The organism is Mesorhizobium sp. LEGMi-168a (assembly GCF_058312955.1).
This window is the reverse complement of the sequence record NZ_JBZEGV010000003.1, coordinates 49,764-67,392: the sequence shown is the minus strand read 5'-3', so window position 1 is coordinate 67,392 and position 17,629 is coordinate 49,764. Positions and strand designations below refer to the sequence as shown.

Here is a 17,629-nt window from a genome sequence, read left to right as displayed (position 1 = left end):
CGGACGGTTATCCAAATGCCGATGACGCGCCCAGGTCTTGAAAGAGGCCAGCACCCCTCAGGGATTTAAAATGAGCAATCGGTCCCAGGAGATCGCAGCGATCCTGACGAAGGCGATCATGGACCATCGCCTGGTGCCCGGCTGCAAGCTCGGCGAGCGCGAACTCGCCGAAATTTTCAAGGTCAGCCGTATCGTCGTGCGCCAAGCGTTGATCCGCCTGGCCGATGACGGCCTGGCCCAGATCGAGCGCAATCGTGGCGCGTTTGTCGCCAAACCCGGCCTGCAGGAAGCAATCGAGATCTATGACGCGCTGACGCTCGTCGAGCAGGGCGTCGCCGCCCAGCTCAGCGATCGCCTCGGCCCCGCCGGATGGGCGGAGCTGCGCCAGCATGTCGAGCGCCAGCGCCAGGCCGTCGCCGCGGGCAACGACGCGCTGGCCGACGTCCTTGGCCAAGAGTTCCATACCGTCTTCGTGCGCCTCAGCCGCAACAAGGTGATGCAGGAAATCCATGCGCAGCTTGTCCGTCGCACGGTCCTGCTGCGCTCCCTTGTGACCGCCGACTGGGACTACTGCAATCTTCTCGACGATCATTCACGGGTTTTGGACCTTCTTGAAAAAGGACGCCTGAAACAAGCCATGGAACTGATCGACACGCACCACCGCTCGGTTGTGCGCGGCTACATCATGGACCGCGAGGTGTTTCCGGAGATGACGCCACCCGAGGCGCTAGCGCCTTACCTCGACGGGAAAGCGGACCTTACACCAGTACCCGTAGCACCTCGCAGACCAGCAAAGACTTCCGGGAGTGGAGATGCCGCAATGCACGCGCATGTCCATCTCCCCAACAATGACCAGGCGCCAACAAGCCGGGCAGCAACCAAAAAACCAACAGAGGGTCTTCATCATGAACGACGTAACAAGACGGCAATTCCTGAGGTATAGCGGCGCGCTCGGCGCGGCGCTCGGCGCCGGAGGCTTCAGCACCGTCGCCAGAGCGCAGGACGTGCTCAAGATCGGCGTCGTCTACGTCTCGCCGATCGCCGAGATCGGCTGGACCAAGCAGCACAGCCTCGGCGTCGAGGCGATCAAGTCGGAGTTCGGCGACAAGGTCGCCCTCACCGTCATCGACAACATCTTCATGCCGCAGGATGCGGAACGCATTTTCCGCGAGCTCGCCAGCGCCGGCAATCAATTGATCTTCGGCACCAGCTTCTCGCACGGCACGCCGATGCAGAAGGTGGCGCCGCGCTTCCCGAAGGTGGCGTTCGAGCATTGCTCGGGCATCGTCCACCTCGCCAATCTCGGCACCTTCGAAGCCAAGTATTACGAAGGCACATTCGTTGCCGGCGCGGCCGGCGGCTACATGTCGAAATCCGGCAAGATCGGCTTCATCGGCGGCTTCCCGATCCCCGACATCGTCGGCCCGGCCAATGCGCTGCTGCTCGGCGCGCAGAGCGTCAACCCGAACGCCACCTGCAATGCCATCTTCCTCAATTCCTGGTTCGATCCGGGCAAGGAGAAGGAGGCCGCCAAGACGCTGCTTTCGCAAGGCTGCGACGTCATCTGCTCGATGACCGATACGGCGACCGGCGTGCAGGTCGCCGGCGAAGGCGGCGCCTGGTCGATCGGCTATGCCAGCGACATGGCGAAATTCGCTTCGGGCAAGCAGCTGACGTCCTTCTTGCTCGACTGGACGAGCGACTATGTCGGCGCCGCCAAGGGCGTCGCCGCCGGCGCCTGGAAGCCGGAAGTGCGCTGGGACGGACTGGCCGCCGGCGTCGTGAAAATGGCGCCCTACAATGACGGCATGCCGGCCGACACCAAGGCCAAGCTGAAGCAGCTCGAGGCCGATATCGGCAGCGGCAAGGTGCATCCCTATGCCGGCGGGCTGAAGGACCAGGACGGCAACGCCAAGGTCGCGGCTGGATCGGTGCTCTCCGACGACGACATTCGCGGCATGAACTGGTTCGTCAAGGGAATGATCGGCAAGCTGAGCTGATCGTCTTCAAAGAACCGGGGAGGCGCCGAAGCCCGTATCTTCGGCGCCTCCCCGCCTGGTTCCCGTCCAACCTCGCTACAAGCCCGGCAGGACCCGCCATGCATCCGCGACTAGAACTGCGTAACATCTCAAAGCGCTATCCCGGCGTCGTCGCCAATGACGACGTCTCGCTGTCCATCCAGCCCGGCGAGATCCACGCCGTGCTCGGCGAAAACGGCGCCGGCAAATCGACGCTGATGAAAATCATCTACGGCGCGGCGCAGGCCGACTCAGGCGAGATCTATTGCGACGGCAACTTGATCACCGCGCACAATCCGGCGACGTCGCGAGCGCTCGGCATCGAGATGGTCTACCAGCACTTCGCGCTGTTCGAATCCGTTTCGGTGGTCGAGAACATCGCGCTCTCCACAAGCAGCGCCTTCCATCTGCCTTCACTCGCCGAGAAGATCCGCGCGCTGTCGCTGCGCTACGGGATGCCGATCGATCCGCACCGTCAGGTGCACGACCTGTCGGTCGGCGAGCGGCAGCGAGTCGAGATCGTTCGCTGCCTGCTGCAGGCGCCCAAGCTTTTGATCCTCGACGAGCCGACCTCCGTGCTGACGCCGCAGGCCGTGGTCAAGCTGTTCGACACGCTTCGCCAACTCGCCGCCGAAGGCTGCTCGATCGTCTATATCAGCCACAAGCTCGACGAGGTGCAGGAGCTCTGCGACACCGCCACCGTGCTGCGCAACGGCAAGGTCACCGGCACCGCGCGTCCGAAGGAGACGACATCGCTCGAGCTTGCCCGCATGATGGTCGGCTCCAAGCTGCCGGAAATGCATGTCAGCCCCGCGGTTCCCAGCGAGAAGTCGGTGCTCGAGGTCAGAAACCTGTCGGTCAAGGCCAGGGACCATTTCGGCGTCGACCTGAAGGACATTTCCTTCGACGTGCGCGGTGGCGAAATCGTCGGCCTGGCAGGCGTCTCCGGAAACGGCCAGGCCGAGCTGATTGCGCTCCTCAGCGGCGAGCGCACGCACGGACAAGGCGACGCCATCAAAATCAACGGGACGCCCGCCGCCGGCTTGCGCCCCGACGAGCGCCGCAAGCTCGGCCTTGCCTTCGTTCCCGAGGAGCGGCTTGGACGCGGCGCGGTGCCGTCGCACACATTGTGGGAAAACGCGGTGCTGACCGCGCATCGCCTCGGCACCGTCCGCAAAGGCCTGGTCGACCGCCGCCGGGCCAGCGCCTTCGCCTCCGGCATCATCGACCGGTTCAAGGTCAAGGCCAACGGTCCGGGCGCGACGGCGCAAAGCCTGTCCGGCGGCAACCTGCAGAAATTCATCGTCGGCCGAGAGATCGCGCTGGCGCCGAAGCTGCTGCTGGTCTCCCAGCCGACCTGGGGCGTCGATGTCGGCGCGAGCGCGTTCATCCGCCAGACCATCGTCGACCTCAGCCGCGCCGGCACTGCCGTGTTCGTGGTCTCGGAGGAGCTCGACGAGCTGTTCGAGATCTGCGACCGGCTGCTGGTGATCTGCCAGGGGCGCGTGTCGCCGCCGCTCGTGCGCACGAGCACCGACCGCGAGGAGATCGGATTGCTGATGACCGGCAGAACGATGAGCAAGGGCAGGAGTGGCGACGTTGCGCTTCAGGATTGAACAAAGGCCGGAGCCTTCGGCCACGATGCGTGTCGCGGCACCCGTGCTGGCGTCGCTCCTGACGCTGATCGTCGGCTCGCTCTTCTTCGCCTCGCTCGGGCACGAGCCGTTGCCGACGCTCTATGCCTTCTTCGTCGAGCCGCTGAGCTCGATGAACGGCCTGTCGGAATGGCTGCTGAAAGCCTCGCCGCTCATCCTGATCGCCTGCGGGCTGGCGATCGGCTTCCGCGCCAATGTCTGGAACATTGGCGCCGAGGGCCAGTTCACCATGGGCGCGATCGCTGCGAGCGGCGTCGGGCTGTTCTGGCCGAACTCTGAGAGCGCGCTGCTGCTGCCGCTGATGTTCCTGGCCGGCATGGCCGCCGGCATGGCATGGGCCGCGATCCCCGCCTTCCTGCGCGCCCGCATGAACACCAACGAGATCCTGGTCACACTGATGATGACCTATATCGCGACGCTGTTCCTGTCCTATCTGGTGCACGGGCCGTGGCGCGATCCAGCCGGCTTCAATTATCCGCAGACGGCGCTTCTGCCGGCGGCGGCGCTATTCGAGTCCTTCGATCCGGCCTACCGGCTCAACCCCTCGATCTTCATCACCGTGGTGGCCGTGCTTGTGATGTGGCTGTTCACCGACCGCAGCTTCCTTGGCTACAAGATGTCGGTGAGCGGCGCGGCTCCGCTCGCCGCCCGCTACGCCGGTTTTCGCGAGTCCGCAGCGGTCTGGATCGGGCTTTTGGCCGGCGGTGCCGCGGCCGGCGTCGCCGGCATGGCGGAAGCTGCCGGACCGCTCGGCCAGCTCTCGCCGCAGATTTCGCCCGGCTACGGATTTGCCGCCATCATCGTCGCCTTCATCGGGCGGCTGAACGCCTTCGGCATCGTGCTCGGGGGGCTGTTGATGTCGCTGCTCTTCCTCGGCGGCGAAGGCGTGCAGATGACGCTTGCCCTGCCCTCGGCGCTGACGCGCATCTTCCAAGGCATCCTGCTGTTCTTCCTGCTCGCCGCCGACTTCTTCATCTTCTATCGCATTCGCCTGGTGCGGCCGGCCAGGGAAGCGCATGCGCTCGAGACGGCGCGGTAGCGGGAGACAGCCGATGGAACTCTTCATTGCCATCTTCACCGGCACCGTCATCGCCGCGACGCCGCTGATCTTCGCGGCGCTTGGCGAGCTGGTGGTCGAGAAATCCGGCGTGCTCAATCTCGGCATCGAAGGCATGATGCTGATGGGCGCAGCACTCGCCTTCTGGGCGGTCACCGCGGGCTATTCGATGCCGGTCGCGATCCTCGCCGGTGCACTTGCCGGTGCCGCCGCCTCGCTGCTGTTCGGCGTGCTCGCGCTGACCTTCCTCACCAACCAGTATGCCGCTGGCCTGGCGCTGGCGATCTTCGGTTCGGGCGTCTCGGCCTTCCTCGGGCGAGGCTTCGGCAGCGCGCCGATCGAGGCGTTGCACCGCGTCGACATCCCGATCCTGTCCGACCTGCCGCTGATCGGGCCGCTGCTCTTCCGCTTCGACCCGCTGGTCTACCTGGCGCTCTTGATGTTCGTGGCCATCAGCTGGTTCCTCTACCGCACCAAAGCCGGCCTCATCCTGCGCACGATCGGGGAATCGCCGCAGACCTCGCATGCCATCGGCTATCCGGTGATCAGGATACGCTACATGGCGGTGCTGTTCGGCGGGCTGATGGCGGGCCTAGCAGGCGCCTATCTGTCGGTCGCCTACACGCCGCTCTGGGTCGAGAACATGACCGCCGGCAAGGGCTGGATCGCGCTGGCGCTGGTGGTGTTCGCCACCTGGCGTCCGCTGCGCGTCCTGCTCGGCGCCTGGCTGTTCGGCGGCATGACGATCCTGCAGCTGCAAGGGCAGGCGCTGGGGCTGCAGGTTCCGTCGGAGCTGCTGTCAGCCCTGCCCTATCTGGCGACGATCGTGGTGCTGGTGCTGATCTCGCGCAACCGCCAGATGCTTGCCCTGCACTTTCCCGCGTCGCTGGCAAAGCCGTTCCGCCCCGCTGGCTAGAGCAATTCCAGGAAAAGTGTGAAACGGTTTTCCGTCCGGAATTGCGTCAAAACAAGGAGATAGAGCGGTTCGGCGTTTCCGTGAAACGGTGAACCGCTCTAGTCTAAAGGACCACCGACTGGCGATTGGCTGGAGAGCCCACCCCGACCGGAGACACCGTTCTTCCACAAGCCAGATACGTTCCCGAAACCAGGAATATCATCAGCGTCGAATCGAGAATGTCGTGGCCGACAAGGATGCCGGTCATCCCGCCAACAAGGTATACTATGACGGTGATGACGATCATCGTCGCCCCAAATCGCTCTATCGGGTCGGCACTGAAGCGTAAGACCCTTGTTCCGTTCCAGAGCGCGACGACGAAGATCGCCGCCAGTGCAAGGGCGCCCACAAGGCCCGCCTCCACGACCGCTGTCAAAAAGCCATTGTGAAAGTGGTTGAAACCTTGGTTCGCTCCAAACCGCTCCTTGAACCCCTGCTTCGTAAGCGCCCGGCTTGCAGAAATGCCGTGGCCGAAAAGCGGGGCTTCGCGAAATGCATCGAGCCCTATGTCCCAGAGCCCAACGCGCAATCCGAGCGGCGTGGAATGATCGCCTTCGGTAACAAGGGCGTTCCAGTCATCGAGCAGGACATGGGTGCGGTTCACGACGATTGGGAACGCAATTGCCGCCGTCAATACGATCGAAACGCCGGCTATCGCCAGCAATCGCCCTATACTTGCCCGAGTGAACGTCTGGCGATTGACCGCGAGGACGGCGACAACGGCAATCAGCAACGCCACCCAAACCGTCCGCGAGCCCGAGTAGAGGGTCGCCACGACGCCGGCGAAGGCGGCGACAGTGAGTGGCCTCCAGGCTCTTTCTATCCCTGACAGGGCGCCTGCAAGGCACATCATCACGGCCAGGCAAGTGACGGTCGCAAACACGATTGGATTTCCCGCTCCTCCTTCAGCCCTGAGCATCCCCATCCAGTAATATTGGATGAGTGCCAGCAACAGCGCGCCACAACATGCCGCGGCGCTCGCAAGCACGGCAATGCGCGCGAGGGTCGTCTTATCGGTGATGCTCCAGGTCGAATAGGAAATCGGGAAGAACAGCAAGGTGATCAGCGGCAGGAAATGCGTAACGTCGGACCGTAGCGTGCCGTTGACGATCGAGGCCAGAACCATGGCCGCGCAGTAGGCATAGATCGCAACGGTCATCGCGACCATCTGCCGATCAATATTGAGGCGCCGCCGCCCGGCAACCAGCAGCAGTCCCGACCAGAGTGCGCCGCCATGAAAAACGAAGCTCACCACCGATCCAAGCACTGGTGGCGAAAAAAAGCAGACCATGGAGAAATAGATGTTGATCTGCGTGGATGTGAGATGCCGCCGGAACGATATGAACGGGTTCAATGCCTTGCTTCGCAATCCGTCTTAAGCGTTTCACCGTTTCACGGAAACGGCGAACCGCTCTATCTCTTGTTTTGACGCAATTCCGGACGGAAAACCGCTACACACTTTTCCTGGAATTGCTCTACGCTGCGAGCAGATCGTTCGAGCGATCCCCGCTTACCGTGCCTGGCCCCTTTTCGCCAAGTCGGTATATAGCCGCTGGCCCCGGTGTCCGATAGTGCGATACTGTGGCGGTCCGCTGGAACGGCGGACGGTCCGAACTGAAATCGTCGATCTCAGGTCTATTCAGGCAGCGACAGCCGTTGTGGCTCCTTGCTGTGCTTCCCGCCAGGATTGGAACATCAGCACGTCCCAAAGAAGGTACTGATTGTTGCGGTGCCCGGAAAGGTGCTCGGACCAGGCGCGCCGGATCACGTCCGGCCGAAAAAAGCCGTCGTCCCGCAACCGGCGCACGTCGAGCAGCCCCTCTGCCCAGTCCCGAAGCGCACCGCGCAGCCAGGCGTCGATGGGTACTGCGAAGCCCATCTTTGGACGTTCGACAAGCGCACGCGGGACATGCCGGTAGAGCAACTGTCTGAGTGGCCACTTCGTCTGGCCGTCGGTCCGCAGAATGGAAAGCGGCAGCGAAAGCGCGAAACTCACGAGGCGATGGTCGAGCAGCGGCACTCGGGTCTCGAGGCCGACCGCCATTGCCGCGCGATCTACCTTTACCAAGATGTCGTCCGGCAGATAGCTCATCATATCGATGTACATCATCCGCTCGACGTTACTCGGCGATGCCGGAAGTGCTTCCAGTCCGGTTATCATGGTCGGCGGCTCGACCGCGTCCGGGATGATCTCAGCCGGTTCCCAGTGCGAGCAGAGGCGACGGTAGACGTCATTCACGGTTCGTAGCGAAAGGACAGAAGCGGCTTTGTGGATCTTGTCGCCCACACGCTCGCGACGCAGGCGTTGCGGCAGAAGCGGCATGACCGCGCTCGCGACATTGTTGTAGAGATCAGGAGACGGCAGTGTTGCCAGGCTGGCGGACACGCGACGCAGCCCGATAGGAATCCGGGACAGCTTGTTCCAGAACGCGTCGGCGAGTGCGTAGCGCGTGTAGCCGGAGAACAGCTCGTCTCCGCCGTCGCCCGACAGCGCCACGGTAACACTGCCACGCGCCAGTTTGCTGACGAGGAAGGTCGGGATTTGCGAGGAGTCGGAGAAGGGCTCGCAATAGATGCCGGGCAGTTGCGGCACAACGTCGAGCGCGTCCCGCTCGCTAAGATAAAGTTCGGTATGGTCGGTGCCGAGATGGCGTGCCACCTGCTGAGCATGACCGGCTTCGTTGTAGGCCGTCTCGCTAAAGCCGATCGTGAACGTCTGCACGGGCCGCGAGCTGATCGACTGCATGACCGCCACGATTGCCGAGGAATCGATGCCACCCGAGAGGAAAGCCCCGAGCGGCACGTCCGCGATCATCTGCCCTTCGAGCGCACCACGAAGATGACGCTCGAGCTCGTCGACCGCCTCGTCGGGGCTCCCTTGAAAAGGTCCACGCTGGCCTTGCTCCGCGACTGCCCTGGCGCTCCAATAGCTCTCAATGCGCGGCTCGCGCGTGTGATCGGAAAAGACGAGAAAGTGGCCGGGCCTTAATTTTCGTATGCCCCGATAGATACTGTAGGGGGCGGGGATGTAATTGTGGCGCATCAACAACGCCAGCGCATCCCGGTCAATCTCCGGACGCCAATTTGGAAGCGGATGAAACGCTTTGGGTTCCGAGGCAAAGACGAAGGCCTTGCCTATCCGGCCATAATATAGAGGTTTCTCCCCGAGGCGATCGCGCCCGAGAACAAGCGTTCTCTCTCGCCGGTCCCACAAGCCGAAAGCGAACATGCCGACAGCTATTTCAAGGGCCTTTTTGACTCCAACCTCTTCGATCGCGGCGAGAAAGACCTCAGTGTCGGAGTGGCCGCGCCAAGCATGGGCGCCAAATTCCCGATCGAGAAGGGTACGCATCTCGACGTGATTGTAGATTTCCCCGTTGAAGACAATGACGTAGCGACCGCTGTGCGAAATCATCGGCTGCGCGCCAGCCGACGACAGGTCGATGATTGCCAACCGGCGCTGGCTGAGAGCGACGCCTGCCTCGGCGTCAGTCCAGACGCCGTCGCCGTCCGGTCCGCGATGCCGGATCATATCCGCCATGCGGCGCACGGCGAAGGCGCCGTTGCCCGTCGCCGCCACTCCACCGACAATACCGACAATACCGCACATCCGGCGTTACTGCTCCATGGTGGCCGAGTCTTGAGTCTTCCTCTGTATGCCGCGAAATCCGATAGAAGAAAACCAGGTACCTATAAATCCAGTCGCTCGAAACACCATTCACCGCAGCCAGCACCGAAAAGGCCAATTCCGGGCGTTACATTGAAGCGCCGCTTCGTACGAAACCCAAGCTTTTCGACTGTCGTCTCCAGCTCCTCGGCCGAGGTGGATTGATAGGGGTACCCACCGAGCCAGTCGTCCACATCCGCCAAGAACTCCATGCCTCGGCGCGTGCGGTAGTTCTTCACAAAAGCGATCGGGTCACCGTGGCGCAGCGTCCTCGCCAACATGTAAGCCGAAACAAACAGCGCCTTTGCTGGTGGTCTTAGCCACTGATGGGAGGAGTAGAGCCTCTTTTCAACTGTCCACAGCCTGCAAAGAGGTGTCTTCAGGTAGATCGCGATGCCGAACCGTCCCCCGCGACCAACGAAATCTGCCGCGTTGCGGATCGCTGCCCACATGTCGCCGGTGTGGTGCAGGACGCCCCATGAATAGACGATGTCGAACGTCCCCGATGGAAGCGACCCCTTGTCGAGGATATCGGCTCGCTCCACGCTCCATTCGGCCTCCGGCGCGAACCGGGAAAGGACGGCCCTCGTCGTTTCGACGCAGTCGCTGTCATAGTCCAGCGCCCGGACCTTCGCCGCCCCCAGCCGAAGGGCCGCCGCTGAATGCAAACCCGATCCGCAGCCGATGTCCAGGAATGTCTTGCCTGCCACATCGCCCACCAGGCGGCGAAGATCCTCGCAGGCCCGGTCCAGATGTTCGTTCTCGAAGCGCGCGGCGAGGTCGGACCAGTTGCGGCCGAAATCATAGCGCGCCTTCATGGACGTCGTCGTCCGAACCTGTCGGTCATACCTGGTAGAATTCCCGATACCACTTCACGAAACGTGGAACTCCGATCTCGATTGGAATCTTCGGCCTGAAGCCGGTCGCCTCCTCAAGCGAACTGACATCGGCGAAAGTCGCCGGAACATCGCCGGGCTGGATCGGCATGAGATTGCGTTTCGCCCTGCGTCCGAGCGCGTCTTCCAACACCTCGATCAGCCGGTTCAGCTGAACAGGCGAATTGCCACCGATGTTGTGGATCCGGAACGGCGCGTTGCTGGTCGCCGGATCCGGCGTAGCGCTTTTCCAATCGGGATTGGCTGTCGCGGGCTGCTGCGTAACGCGGACAATACCTTCAACGATGTCGTCGATATAAGTGAAATCCCGCTGCATGTTGCCATGGTTGAACACGTCGATCGGCTCGCCGGCGAGGATGGCCTTGGCGAAGATGAACAGGGCCATGTCCGGCCGTCCCCAGGGACCGTAGACCGTAAAGAAACGCAATCCCGTCGTCGGCAGCGCGAACAGATGGCTGTAGGTGTGGGCCATCAGCTCGTTTGCCTTCTTGCTGGCGGCATAGAGGCTGAGCGGGTGGTCGGCCGAATCGTGGACGGAGAACGGCATGCGCGTGCTGCCGCCATAAATCGAGCTCGACGAGGCATAGACCAGATGGCCGACCGAGGCGTGGCGGCATCCTTCCAGGACGTTGAGGAAGCCATTGAGATTGCTTTCCGCGTAGGCATGCGGATTGGTCAGCGAATAGCGAACGCCGGCTTGAGCCGCGAGATTGACGACAATCTCCGGCGCGGCTGACAGAAACAGCGCCGAAATGCGCTCGCGCTCCGTAAGATCGAGATGCTCGAAACGAAAGTTCGGGAACCCGTTCAGTTGGTCGAGCCGCGCCCGCTTCAGGCTGACGTCATAGTACTCGTTCATGGAATCGAGCCCGACAACGTGCCAGCCGTCTGCGAGTAGCCTCTGGCAGAGGTGAAAACCTATGAAACCGGCCGCGCCGGTGATCAGAATTGGCCTGCTTGATGTCACGGCGTATCCCTGGCGTTGATTTCAGGCCGAGCCTCAAAGACTCCAGTATTTTATCCTGTCCGGAATCTCGTTCGGCTTGATGGCAGACTTGATGTCGAACAGCGTTCCACCTGGCCTGATCATCTGAAAAATACGGGACTTCTCGCCCTCCAGATATTGCTTGTGAGGAACCGCCAGAACAAGCCCGTGCAAATCGTCTATCTGGTCGAGCGGCAGGATTGTTTCGCCATGGTCGCGTCGAGCGGTTTCGGCGTCGGCAAGTGGGTCGTGGACTTTAGGGACAATCCCGAACTGCCTTAGCTCCCTGACCATGTCGAAAACGCGGCTGTTGCGCAAATCCGGCACGTCCTCCTTGAAGGTCAGGCCGAGAATGCCGATGGAAGCTCCCTTGACTGGCATGTCCGAGCGGATCAGTTGCTTGACGACCTGTTGGGCGACAAAGGCTCCCATGCCGTCATTGATGCGACGACCGGCGAGGATGATCTGCGGATGGTACCCCGCAGCCTCCGCCTTGGCGGTCAGATAGTACGGATCGACGCTGATGCAGTGGCCACCCACGAAACCCGGCTTGAAGGGAAGAAAGTTCCATTTTGTCGATGCAGCATCAAGGACGTCCTGGGTCCGAATCCCAAGGCGCTCGAAGATCATTGCCAGTTCATTCATCAGCGCGATGTTCAGATCGCGCTGGGTGTTCTCGATGACCTTCGCTGCCTCGGCCACCTTGATCGATTGGGCGCGGTAGACGCCGGCATCGATGATACGGCCGTAGATACTCGCCACGCGCTCCAATGTCTCGGCATTCTCACCAGAAACGACTTTGACGATCCGTTGCAGCGAGTGTTCACGATCGCCGGGGTTGGCTCGCTCAGGCGAATAGCCAAGCGCGAAGTCGTGAGGATGCCGCAGGCCTGAGATCCGCTCGATAATCGGCCCGCAGAAATCTTCGGTCACACCTGGATAGACCGTCGATTCGAAAATGACGACGGCGCCCCTGCCTATCGCTCCGCCGACGAGCTCGGATGCCAGTTTTAAGGGAGCAAGGTCGGGAGCGCGGTTGATATCGATAGGGGTTGGCACGGCAACAATGAAGGCGGTCGCGCCTTTCAACATCTCCCGGTCGGCCGTAAGCACGATCGACGATTCCTTGAGCGCCGCCGTGTCGACCTCTCCAGTGCGATCGACGCCATCGCGCAGTTCATCGATCCGACGTTCGCTGATATCAAATGCAATCGTCCCCGGGAAAACCTTTCCAAACGCGACGGCTACCGGCAGGCCGACATATCCCAGGCCGATTACAGCGATGCGTTCCGACATCCGCGGATTTCCTACGTCAAACATGGGCCGAGGCGCTTGTATGGCAGGCGATGGGTCAATTCAACGATGCGCCGCTGCGAAAGGTGATGTCTCCACTCAAAAACGGTCCGCGACCAATGCCTATACTTCACATCTGCTCATGACGATCGATGTTGTGGATAACATGCGTCAGGATTGGGTTTCGGGCTCCAAAAACCTGCAAAAGTGAATGGCGGAAGCGCCCGGCCTGGGAATTGAACGCATGAACCGTATCGTCGTCATCGTGAGCGAACCGACATCCCTTGCAACCACTCGAGGCCATTTTCTGCTCGCGCTGCGCGCTGCCGGATATGAGGTTCATGCCGCAGCGCCGGTCGATGCAATGACCGTTCGCTGGCTGACCGAAAACGGCATCCATTTTCATCCATTGCCAATGAAGCGCGCCGCTGTTGCGCCGTTCGGCGACGCGCTCTTGGCCGTTCGGGTTTATAAGAAGATACGAGAGCTTAAGCCCCGGGTCGTGCTGGCCTGCGCGATCAAACCGATCGTCTACGGCATACCCGCGGCGCTGATTGCGGGAGTGTCGCGCCGGCACGCACTGATCACCGGCCTTGGGTATGCGTTCACGGACCGGCACAAATCGCTGCGCTGGCGGATCGTCAACGCCATTGCTCGGCTTCTCTACGCGGCCAGCCTGCGTGTGGCTACCACGGTCACCTTCCAGAATGACGACGACCGCAATGATTTCCATCGCCTTGGACTGCTCGGGAGGACGCCCGCCCATGTGGTCAACGGTTCGGGGGTTGACCTCGGCCGTTTCAAGGTGGCGCCGCTGCCGGAGAAGCCGCGATTTCTTATGATAGCGCGTCTGCTTCGCGACAAAGGCCTCGCGGAATATCTGGGCGCGGCGAGACTGGTGAAGGCGGTTCGGCCGGAGGCTCGTTTCGACCTGGTCGGCGATACAGATCCCAATCCTGCGGGATTTCCGGTTTCGGCGGTTGAAGCAGCCGTCGCGGACGAAACGATCCGCTATCACGGGGCTGTCGATGACGTCCGTCGGGTGATCGCCGATTCACGTATTTACGTGCTCCCCTCCTATCGTGAGGGCACGTCGCGCTCGGTTCTGGAGGCGATGGCGATGGGACGCCCGGTGATTACGACAGATGCGCCGGGTTGCCGCGCGCCGATCGTCCCCGGGGTGAACGGCCTGCTAGTGCCCGTCGGTGCCATAGCCCCCTTGGCTGAGGCCATGATCCGCCTGATAGACAACCCGAGTGAGGCCACATGCATGGCCAAGAACAGTCGGGCAATCGCCGAGCAGCGCTATGATATTCAGAAAGTTACTGCTCATATGATGGAAATCATCGAAGCTGGGCACCGGGCCGCAGAATGACATCTGCAGATAATTCGGCGTCAAACCGATACGAATTCGGAGCCAATTGGGCGTCGTTCATCGACAGGCATTACTCGACTGAGCGCCGTAGGGTGGCCGGAGATAAGCTTCTATCCTTCCTCGGCAAAGAGAGTCTCGAAGGGATGGATTTTCTCGATATCGGCAGCGGCAGCGGATTGCACTCGCTTGCCGCCTTCGACGCAAAAGCGGAGCGGATACATTCCTTCGACTTTGATCCGCTTTCAGTTGGGACGACCGGAAAGCTGCGCCATTTGGCCGGCGAGCCGCCAAACTGGACCGTTGAGCGCGGGGACGTGCTCGACGTCGACTATCTCGAGAAGCTGGGCACTTGGAGCCTGGTCTATTCGTGGGGGGTGCTGCACCACACCGGCGCCATGTGGCAGGCGGTTGAAAATGCGGCGCACAGGGTAGCGCCCGGCGGCCTCTTCTTCATTGCTCTATACTCGTCGAATGTCGTGAAGCCTTCCGCGCAGTTCTGGCTCGACGTCAAGCGGCGATACAATGCCGCCGGTCCGAGCAAGAGGCGCTGGATGGAATATTGGTACATCTGGCGTTTCAGACTCGGCCGCAATCCACTCCAACTGCCGTCGCTTATGAAGCAGATCTACCAGAAGAAAAAAGGTCGGGGCATGAGCTACATGACCGACGTCCGCGACTGGCTGGGCGGCTGGCCAATGGAGTTTGCCGAAGACCAGGCAGTGGTCGATTTCCTGAAGGAAAGGTTCGATTTCGAGCTCGTCAGGATGTCTACGGGCGAGGCATGCACGGAGTTTCTCTTCCGGAACCCGGAGAGCCCGTTGTCCAAACAGAATTAGGCCGTCTGGCCGCCGGCTCTCGTCCAGATATGCGGCCGGCCGTTTTCGAGCGTTACGATCTCGTCGCAATTTTCGACCGTCGTGAGGCGATGCGCGATGATCAGCACAGTCAGGTTAGTGGGCAGGTCTCGGATCGCCTCCATGACCGCGGCCTCGGTTTCCATGTCGAGCGCGCTCGTGGCTTCGTCGAAGACGAGTACGGACGCCTGTTTGTACAATGCCCGGGCGATGCCGATCCGCTGGCGCTGGCCGCCTGACAGACGGACACCGCGCTCGCCGACCCGCGTCTCGTAGCCTTGCGGCAAGCTTTCTATGAAGTCCGCCAAGGCGGCCTGCTGCGCGGCATTGCGTACGCGCTCACGGTCGATCGCGACGGCGTCGATGCCGAAGGCAATATTGTCGGCGATCGAGGCGTCCGCCAGGAAGATGCTTTGCGGCACATGCGCTATCTGTCTTTGCCAGGCTCGCCGCGTAGCGCCATCCAGCCTCTGCCCGTCGATCTCGATCGCGCCGCTGGTCGGCTCCAGCAGACCCATTGCCAGATCGACCGTCGTGCTCTTCCCGCTCCCCGTCTTGCCTATGAACCCGACCTTGGTCCCTTTCGGGATCGTGAGATCGAACCGCTCGAGTATCGGCGGTTGGTCAGACGCGTAGCGGAAGGAAACATCCTTGAACACGATTGCTCGACGGAATGGGAGCCGCTCGGCCGGAGGCTGGTTCCACTCCGGGCCAAGTGGTGTTTCTAGCGCCTGGAGCACGACTTCCGTGCCGGCGAGATTGCTCAGTATGAGCGCCCAGTTGCCGTATACAAGTTGCATGGACGGAAGCAGACGTTGCGCTCCAAGAACGAACGTGCCGAGCATCGGAAGCACCTGGCCTGCATTGTTGGACCGGGTGATCAGGAAATAGGCGAGCCCCGCGATGATCACCATGCCAGCGGCTTCGATCGCAAAACGGGGAGCGCTCGCCGCCAGCGCGTTGGTCGCGTTCGCGCGCTGCAGGCGGCTGTCAAGTTCGCCATACCGCGAAAGAAAGTAGGGTTGGGTGTCGTTGATAATGACATCACGGATGCCGCCCAGTCCCTCTTGCACAGAACGGATGCCTTCCGCCTGCACGCTGGCAATGATGCGCGCGTTCCTCTTGAGGTGCTTGCGAATGACAAGCGACATGGCGAGGTAAACCACGCCAAACCCGGCGAAAATAACGAAGGTGATGAAAGAGCTTAAGGCAAAAAGAGCAGCGATGATGAAGACAGCGATGATTAGGCCGCTGATCGATTGCAGCAGGGGCAGCATCACGCCTGCGGCAATCGCCTGGACCTGACGAAGCGCAGCCAGCACAGAACTGGAATTGCGCGAAACATGATAACTGTAGGGCTGATGGAGGACGCGATCATAGACCTTGACCCCCAATTCATGTCCCAGCGAGAAGACGTAAGAATTCGTGGCCCAAGTGAGGAAAATGCGCACAACCCCGGCTGTGACCGCGACCACCGAAAACAGAAGCGTCAAACCGAGAAGGCTGTCGGGAGAGCTGGTCAGCCGAAAGCCGGCAAGCTGGCGGGCGAGGAACGACTGGCCGCCAATCGCTTCGGGATTGGCGATGCGGGCAAGGAACGGCAACAAAGCGCCAAGCGTTGCGGCTTCGGCAAGCGCGCCGAACAGCATCAGGACCAAAAGGCCGAAGAACTGTCGCTGCCGGCGCTTCGATACCTGCCGCCACAGGCGTCGAAGTGTGTCGAGGGTGTTGTCCGAGGTTCGATTCCCGCTCAATGCCAAGTCGATGTCCGCATTCAAAGCGCCCAATGCACACGTTCAGCGCGCCACAACAAGCCACGACTGACGCCAATTGACAATTTTATCACATAAGCCCGAAGGTACTCCGTCCACAGTTCTCCGTCATGGACGAGAGGCCGCGACCGCGGCGAAGTGATACGCTTCAACCATGAACGATGCCATCGAGATTCGGGACCGAAAGCCGCGCCTGAGCTCAATAGCGGCATTGACGCGTTCGCTCGGCCTGTTCTCAGCGGGTGCCGGAACAGCCTTCCTGTTCTTTGTCTCGGCCTATCCCCTCGGATTGATCAGCGCCTACCCGGCACCGCCCGCTGCGGCAACCGACGGGCCGTTGGGGTTCGAGCAGAAAGTGGGTGATGTCGGCGATCTCTACCGCGGCCCGGATGAGCCGACGCAGGCCTATCTCGATCGCCTGACAAAGGCTGTCGCGGGCGGGATGGTGCACTATTGGACAGAGGGTGATCGCTGGACAACGGCCGACACGCGCTACACAAGGATCGGCGTTTTCGACAATTACTTGCTCTGGATGCTCAGTTTTCGGACGGAATATCGGGAAAACCTGCAGAACTATGAATTTGTGACACCCCGGAAAGCACTTGATCGTGGGTATGGATTCTGTTCCCAGGTTTCGAAGATTGTATATTCCGTGCTTGCCGATCAGGGAATTGAAGCGGCAGTATACAGCGCGCCTGAGCACACCGTAGTTGAGTCGAACGGCAACATTCTCGATTCCGACTACGGCGTCTTCATCCCGCACTCTCTTGCGGACATACAACAGGATCCGTCGATCATCGATTCCTACTATGCGCAATTCGGATCGATGCTGCCGTTGCTAAGAAAGGCGTATGGTGAGTCCTGGCAACCGCTTGGAACTGCCGAAGGATTCAACGAGGTCCGTGCGTACGAGGCGAAGTTCGAACGCCTGAAATGGGTTCCGCCGCTCATGCTTCTTGCCCTGGGGATGTTGCTCGCTGCCGGCGGCACGTTCCTTCAGCGGCGTGAAGAAAGTGCTCGGCTAGCGTCGCGGTCCGGCTCACAGAGCCACCCGGCAATCTCAATTTCGCGTGCTCGTGACGATTTATGAAATCCCATTGTC

The 17,629-nt window shown here is 61.4% G+C and carries 14 protein-coding genes; 8 read left to right on the top strand and 6 right to left on the bottom strand.

The window, feature by feature from the left end; all coding sequences use genetic code 11:
- Window positions 1–70 precede the first annotated feature (70 nt).
- From AC4FWB_RS05960 to AC4FWB_RS05940, 5 genes are all read left to right on the top strand, one after another.
- The gene (locus tag AC4FWB_RS05960; RefSeq protein WP_491024909.1) at window positions 71–943 is read left to right on the top strand and encodes a GntR family transcriptional regulator; all 873 of its coding nucleotides are present in this window, start codon (window positions 71–73) and stop codon (window positions 941–943) included.
- Entirely contained in the window at window positions 906–2,000 is a 1,095-nt protein-coding gene (locus tag AC4FWB_RS05955) for a BMP family ABC transporter substrate-binding protein (protein ID WP_491024908.1), read from the top strand. Before AC4FWB_RS05960 ends, AC4FWB_RS05955 begins: the two co-directional genes overlap by 38 nt.
- A 98-nt stretch (window positions 2,001–2,098) precedes the next feature.
- Window positions 2,099–3,634, top strand: coding sequence for an ABC transporter ATP-binding protein (locus AC4FWB_RS05950; RefSeq protein WP_491024907.1), 1,536 nt, complete (start codon window positions 2,099–2,101; stop codon window positions 3,632–3,634).
- Window positions 3,618–4,712: an ABC transporter permease gene (locus AC4FWB_RS05945; protein WP_491024906.1), complete on the top strand. Its 1,095-nt coding sequence runs from the start codon at window positions 3,618–3,620 to the stop codon at window positions 4,710–4,712. Before AC4FWB_RS05950 ends, AC4FWB_RS05945 begins: the two co-directional genes overlap by 17 nt.
- A gap of 13 nt (window positions 4,713–4,725) precedes the next feature.
- A complete protein-coding gene (locus tag AC4FWB_RS05940) occupies window positions 4,726–5,646 on the top strand; it encodes an ABC transporter permease (protein ID WP_491024905.1) in 921 nt (306 codons plus the stop codon).
- A 103-nt stretch (window positions 5,647–5,749) separates the two neighbouring features.
- On the opposite strand, the gene AC4FWB_RS05935 is transcribed toward AC4FWB_RS05940, so the two are convergent.
- From AC4FWB_RS05935 to AC4FWB_RS05915, 5 genes are all read right to left on the bottom strand, one after another.
- Window positions 5,750–7,039: an O-antigen ligase family protein gene (locus tag AC4FWB_RS05935; RefSeq protein WP_491024904.1), complete on the bottom strand. Its 1,290-nt coding sequence runs from the start codon at window positions 7,037–7,039 to the stop codon at window positions 5,750–5,752.
- Window positions 7,040–7,324: 285 nt separating this feature from the next.
- Window positions 7,325–9,295: an asparagine synthase (glutamine-hydrolyzing) gene (asnB, locus tag AC4FWB_RS05930; protein ID WP_491024903.1), complete on the bottom strand. Its 1,971-nt coding sequence runs from the start codon at window positions 9,293–9,295 to the stop codon at window positions 7,325–7,327.
- 80 nt (window positions 9,296–9,375) lie between these two features.
- A complete protein-coding gene (locus AC4FWB_RS05925; RefSeq protein WP_491024902.1) occupies window positions 9,376–10,170 on the bottom strand; it encodes a class I SAM-dependent methyltransferase in 795 nt (264 codons plus the stop codon).
- Window positions 10,171–10,195: 25 nt separating this feature from the next.
- A complete protein-coding gene (locus AC4FWB_RS05920) occupies window positions 10,196–11,215 on the bottom strand; it encodes an NAD-dependent epimerase (RefSeq protein WP_491024901.1) in 1,020 nt (339 codons plus the stop codon).
- Between the two features lie 33 nt (window positions 11,216–11,248).
- The gene (locus AC4FWB_RS05915) at window positions 11,249–12,529 is read right to left on the bottom strand and encodes a nucleotide sugar dehydrogenase (RefSeq protein ID WP_491024900.1); all 1,281 of its coding nucleotides are present in this window, start codon (window positions 12,527–12,529) and stop codon (window positions 11,249–11,251) included.
- Window positions 12,530–12,770: 241 nt separating this feature from the next.
- Here AC4FWB_RS05915 and AC4FWB_RS05910 point away from each other — a divergent pair, with 241 nt between their 5' ends.
- Complete coding sequence (locus tag AC4FWB_RS05910) at window positions 12,771–13,901, top strand: glycosyltransferase family 4 protein (RefSeq protein ID WP_491024899.1); 1,131 nt, start codon at window positions 12,771–12,773, stop codon at window positions 13,899–13,901.
- Entirely contained in the window at window positions 13,898–14,737 is an 840-nt protein-coding gene (locus AC4FWB_RS05905; protein WP_491024898.1) for a class I SAM-dependent methyltransferase, read from the top strand. The genes AC4FWB_RS05910 and AC4FWB_RS05905 overlap by 4 nt, the downstream gene beginning before the upstream one ends.
- Here AC4FWB_RS05905 and AC4FWB_RS05900 read toward each other — a convergent pair.
- Window positions 14,734–16,542 carry an ABC transporter ATP-binding protein gene (locus AC4FWB_RS05900; protein ID WP_491024897.1) on the bottom strand — a complete coding sequence of 603 codons (1,809 nt, stop codon included), beginning with the start codon at window positions 16,540–16,542 and terminating at the stop codon, window positions 14,734–14,736. The two genes, AC4FWB_RS05905 and AC4FWB_RS05900, sit on opposite strands and share 4 nt — an antisense overlap.
- 139 nt (window positions 16,543–16,681) lie before the next feature.
- Between AC4FWB_RS05900 and AC4FWB_RS05895 the strand changes: the two genes are divergently transcribed.
- Window positions 16,682–17,617, top strand: coding sequence for a hypothetical protein (locus AC4FWB_RS05895; protein ID WP_491024895.1), 936 nt, complete (start codon window positions 16,682–16,684; stop codon window positions 17,615–17,617).
- Window positions 17,618–17,629: the final 12 nt, after the last annotated feature.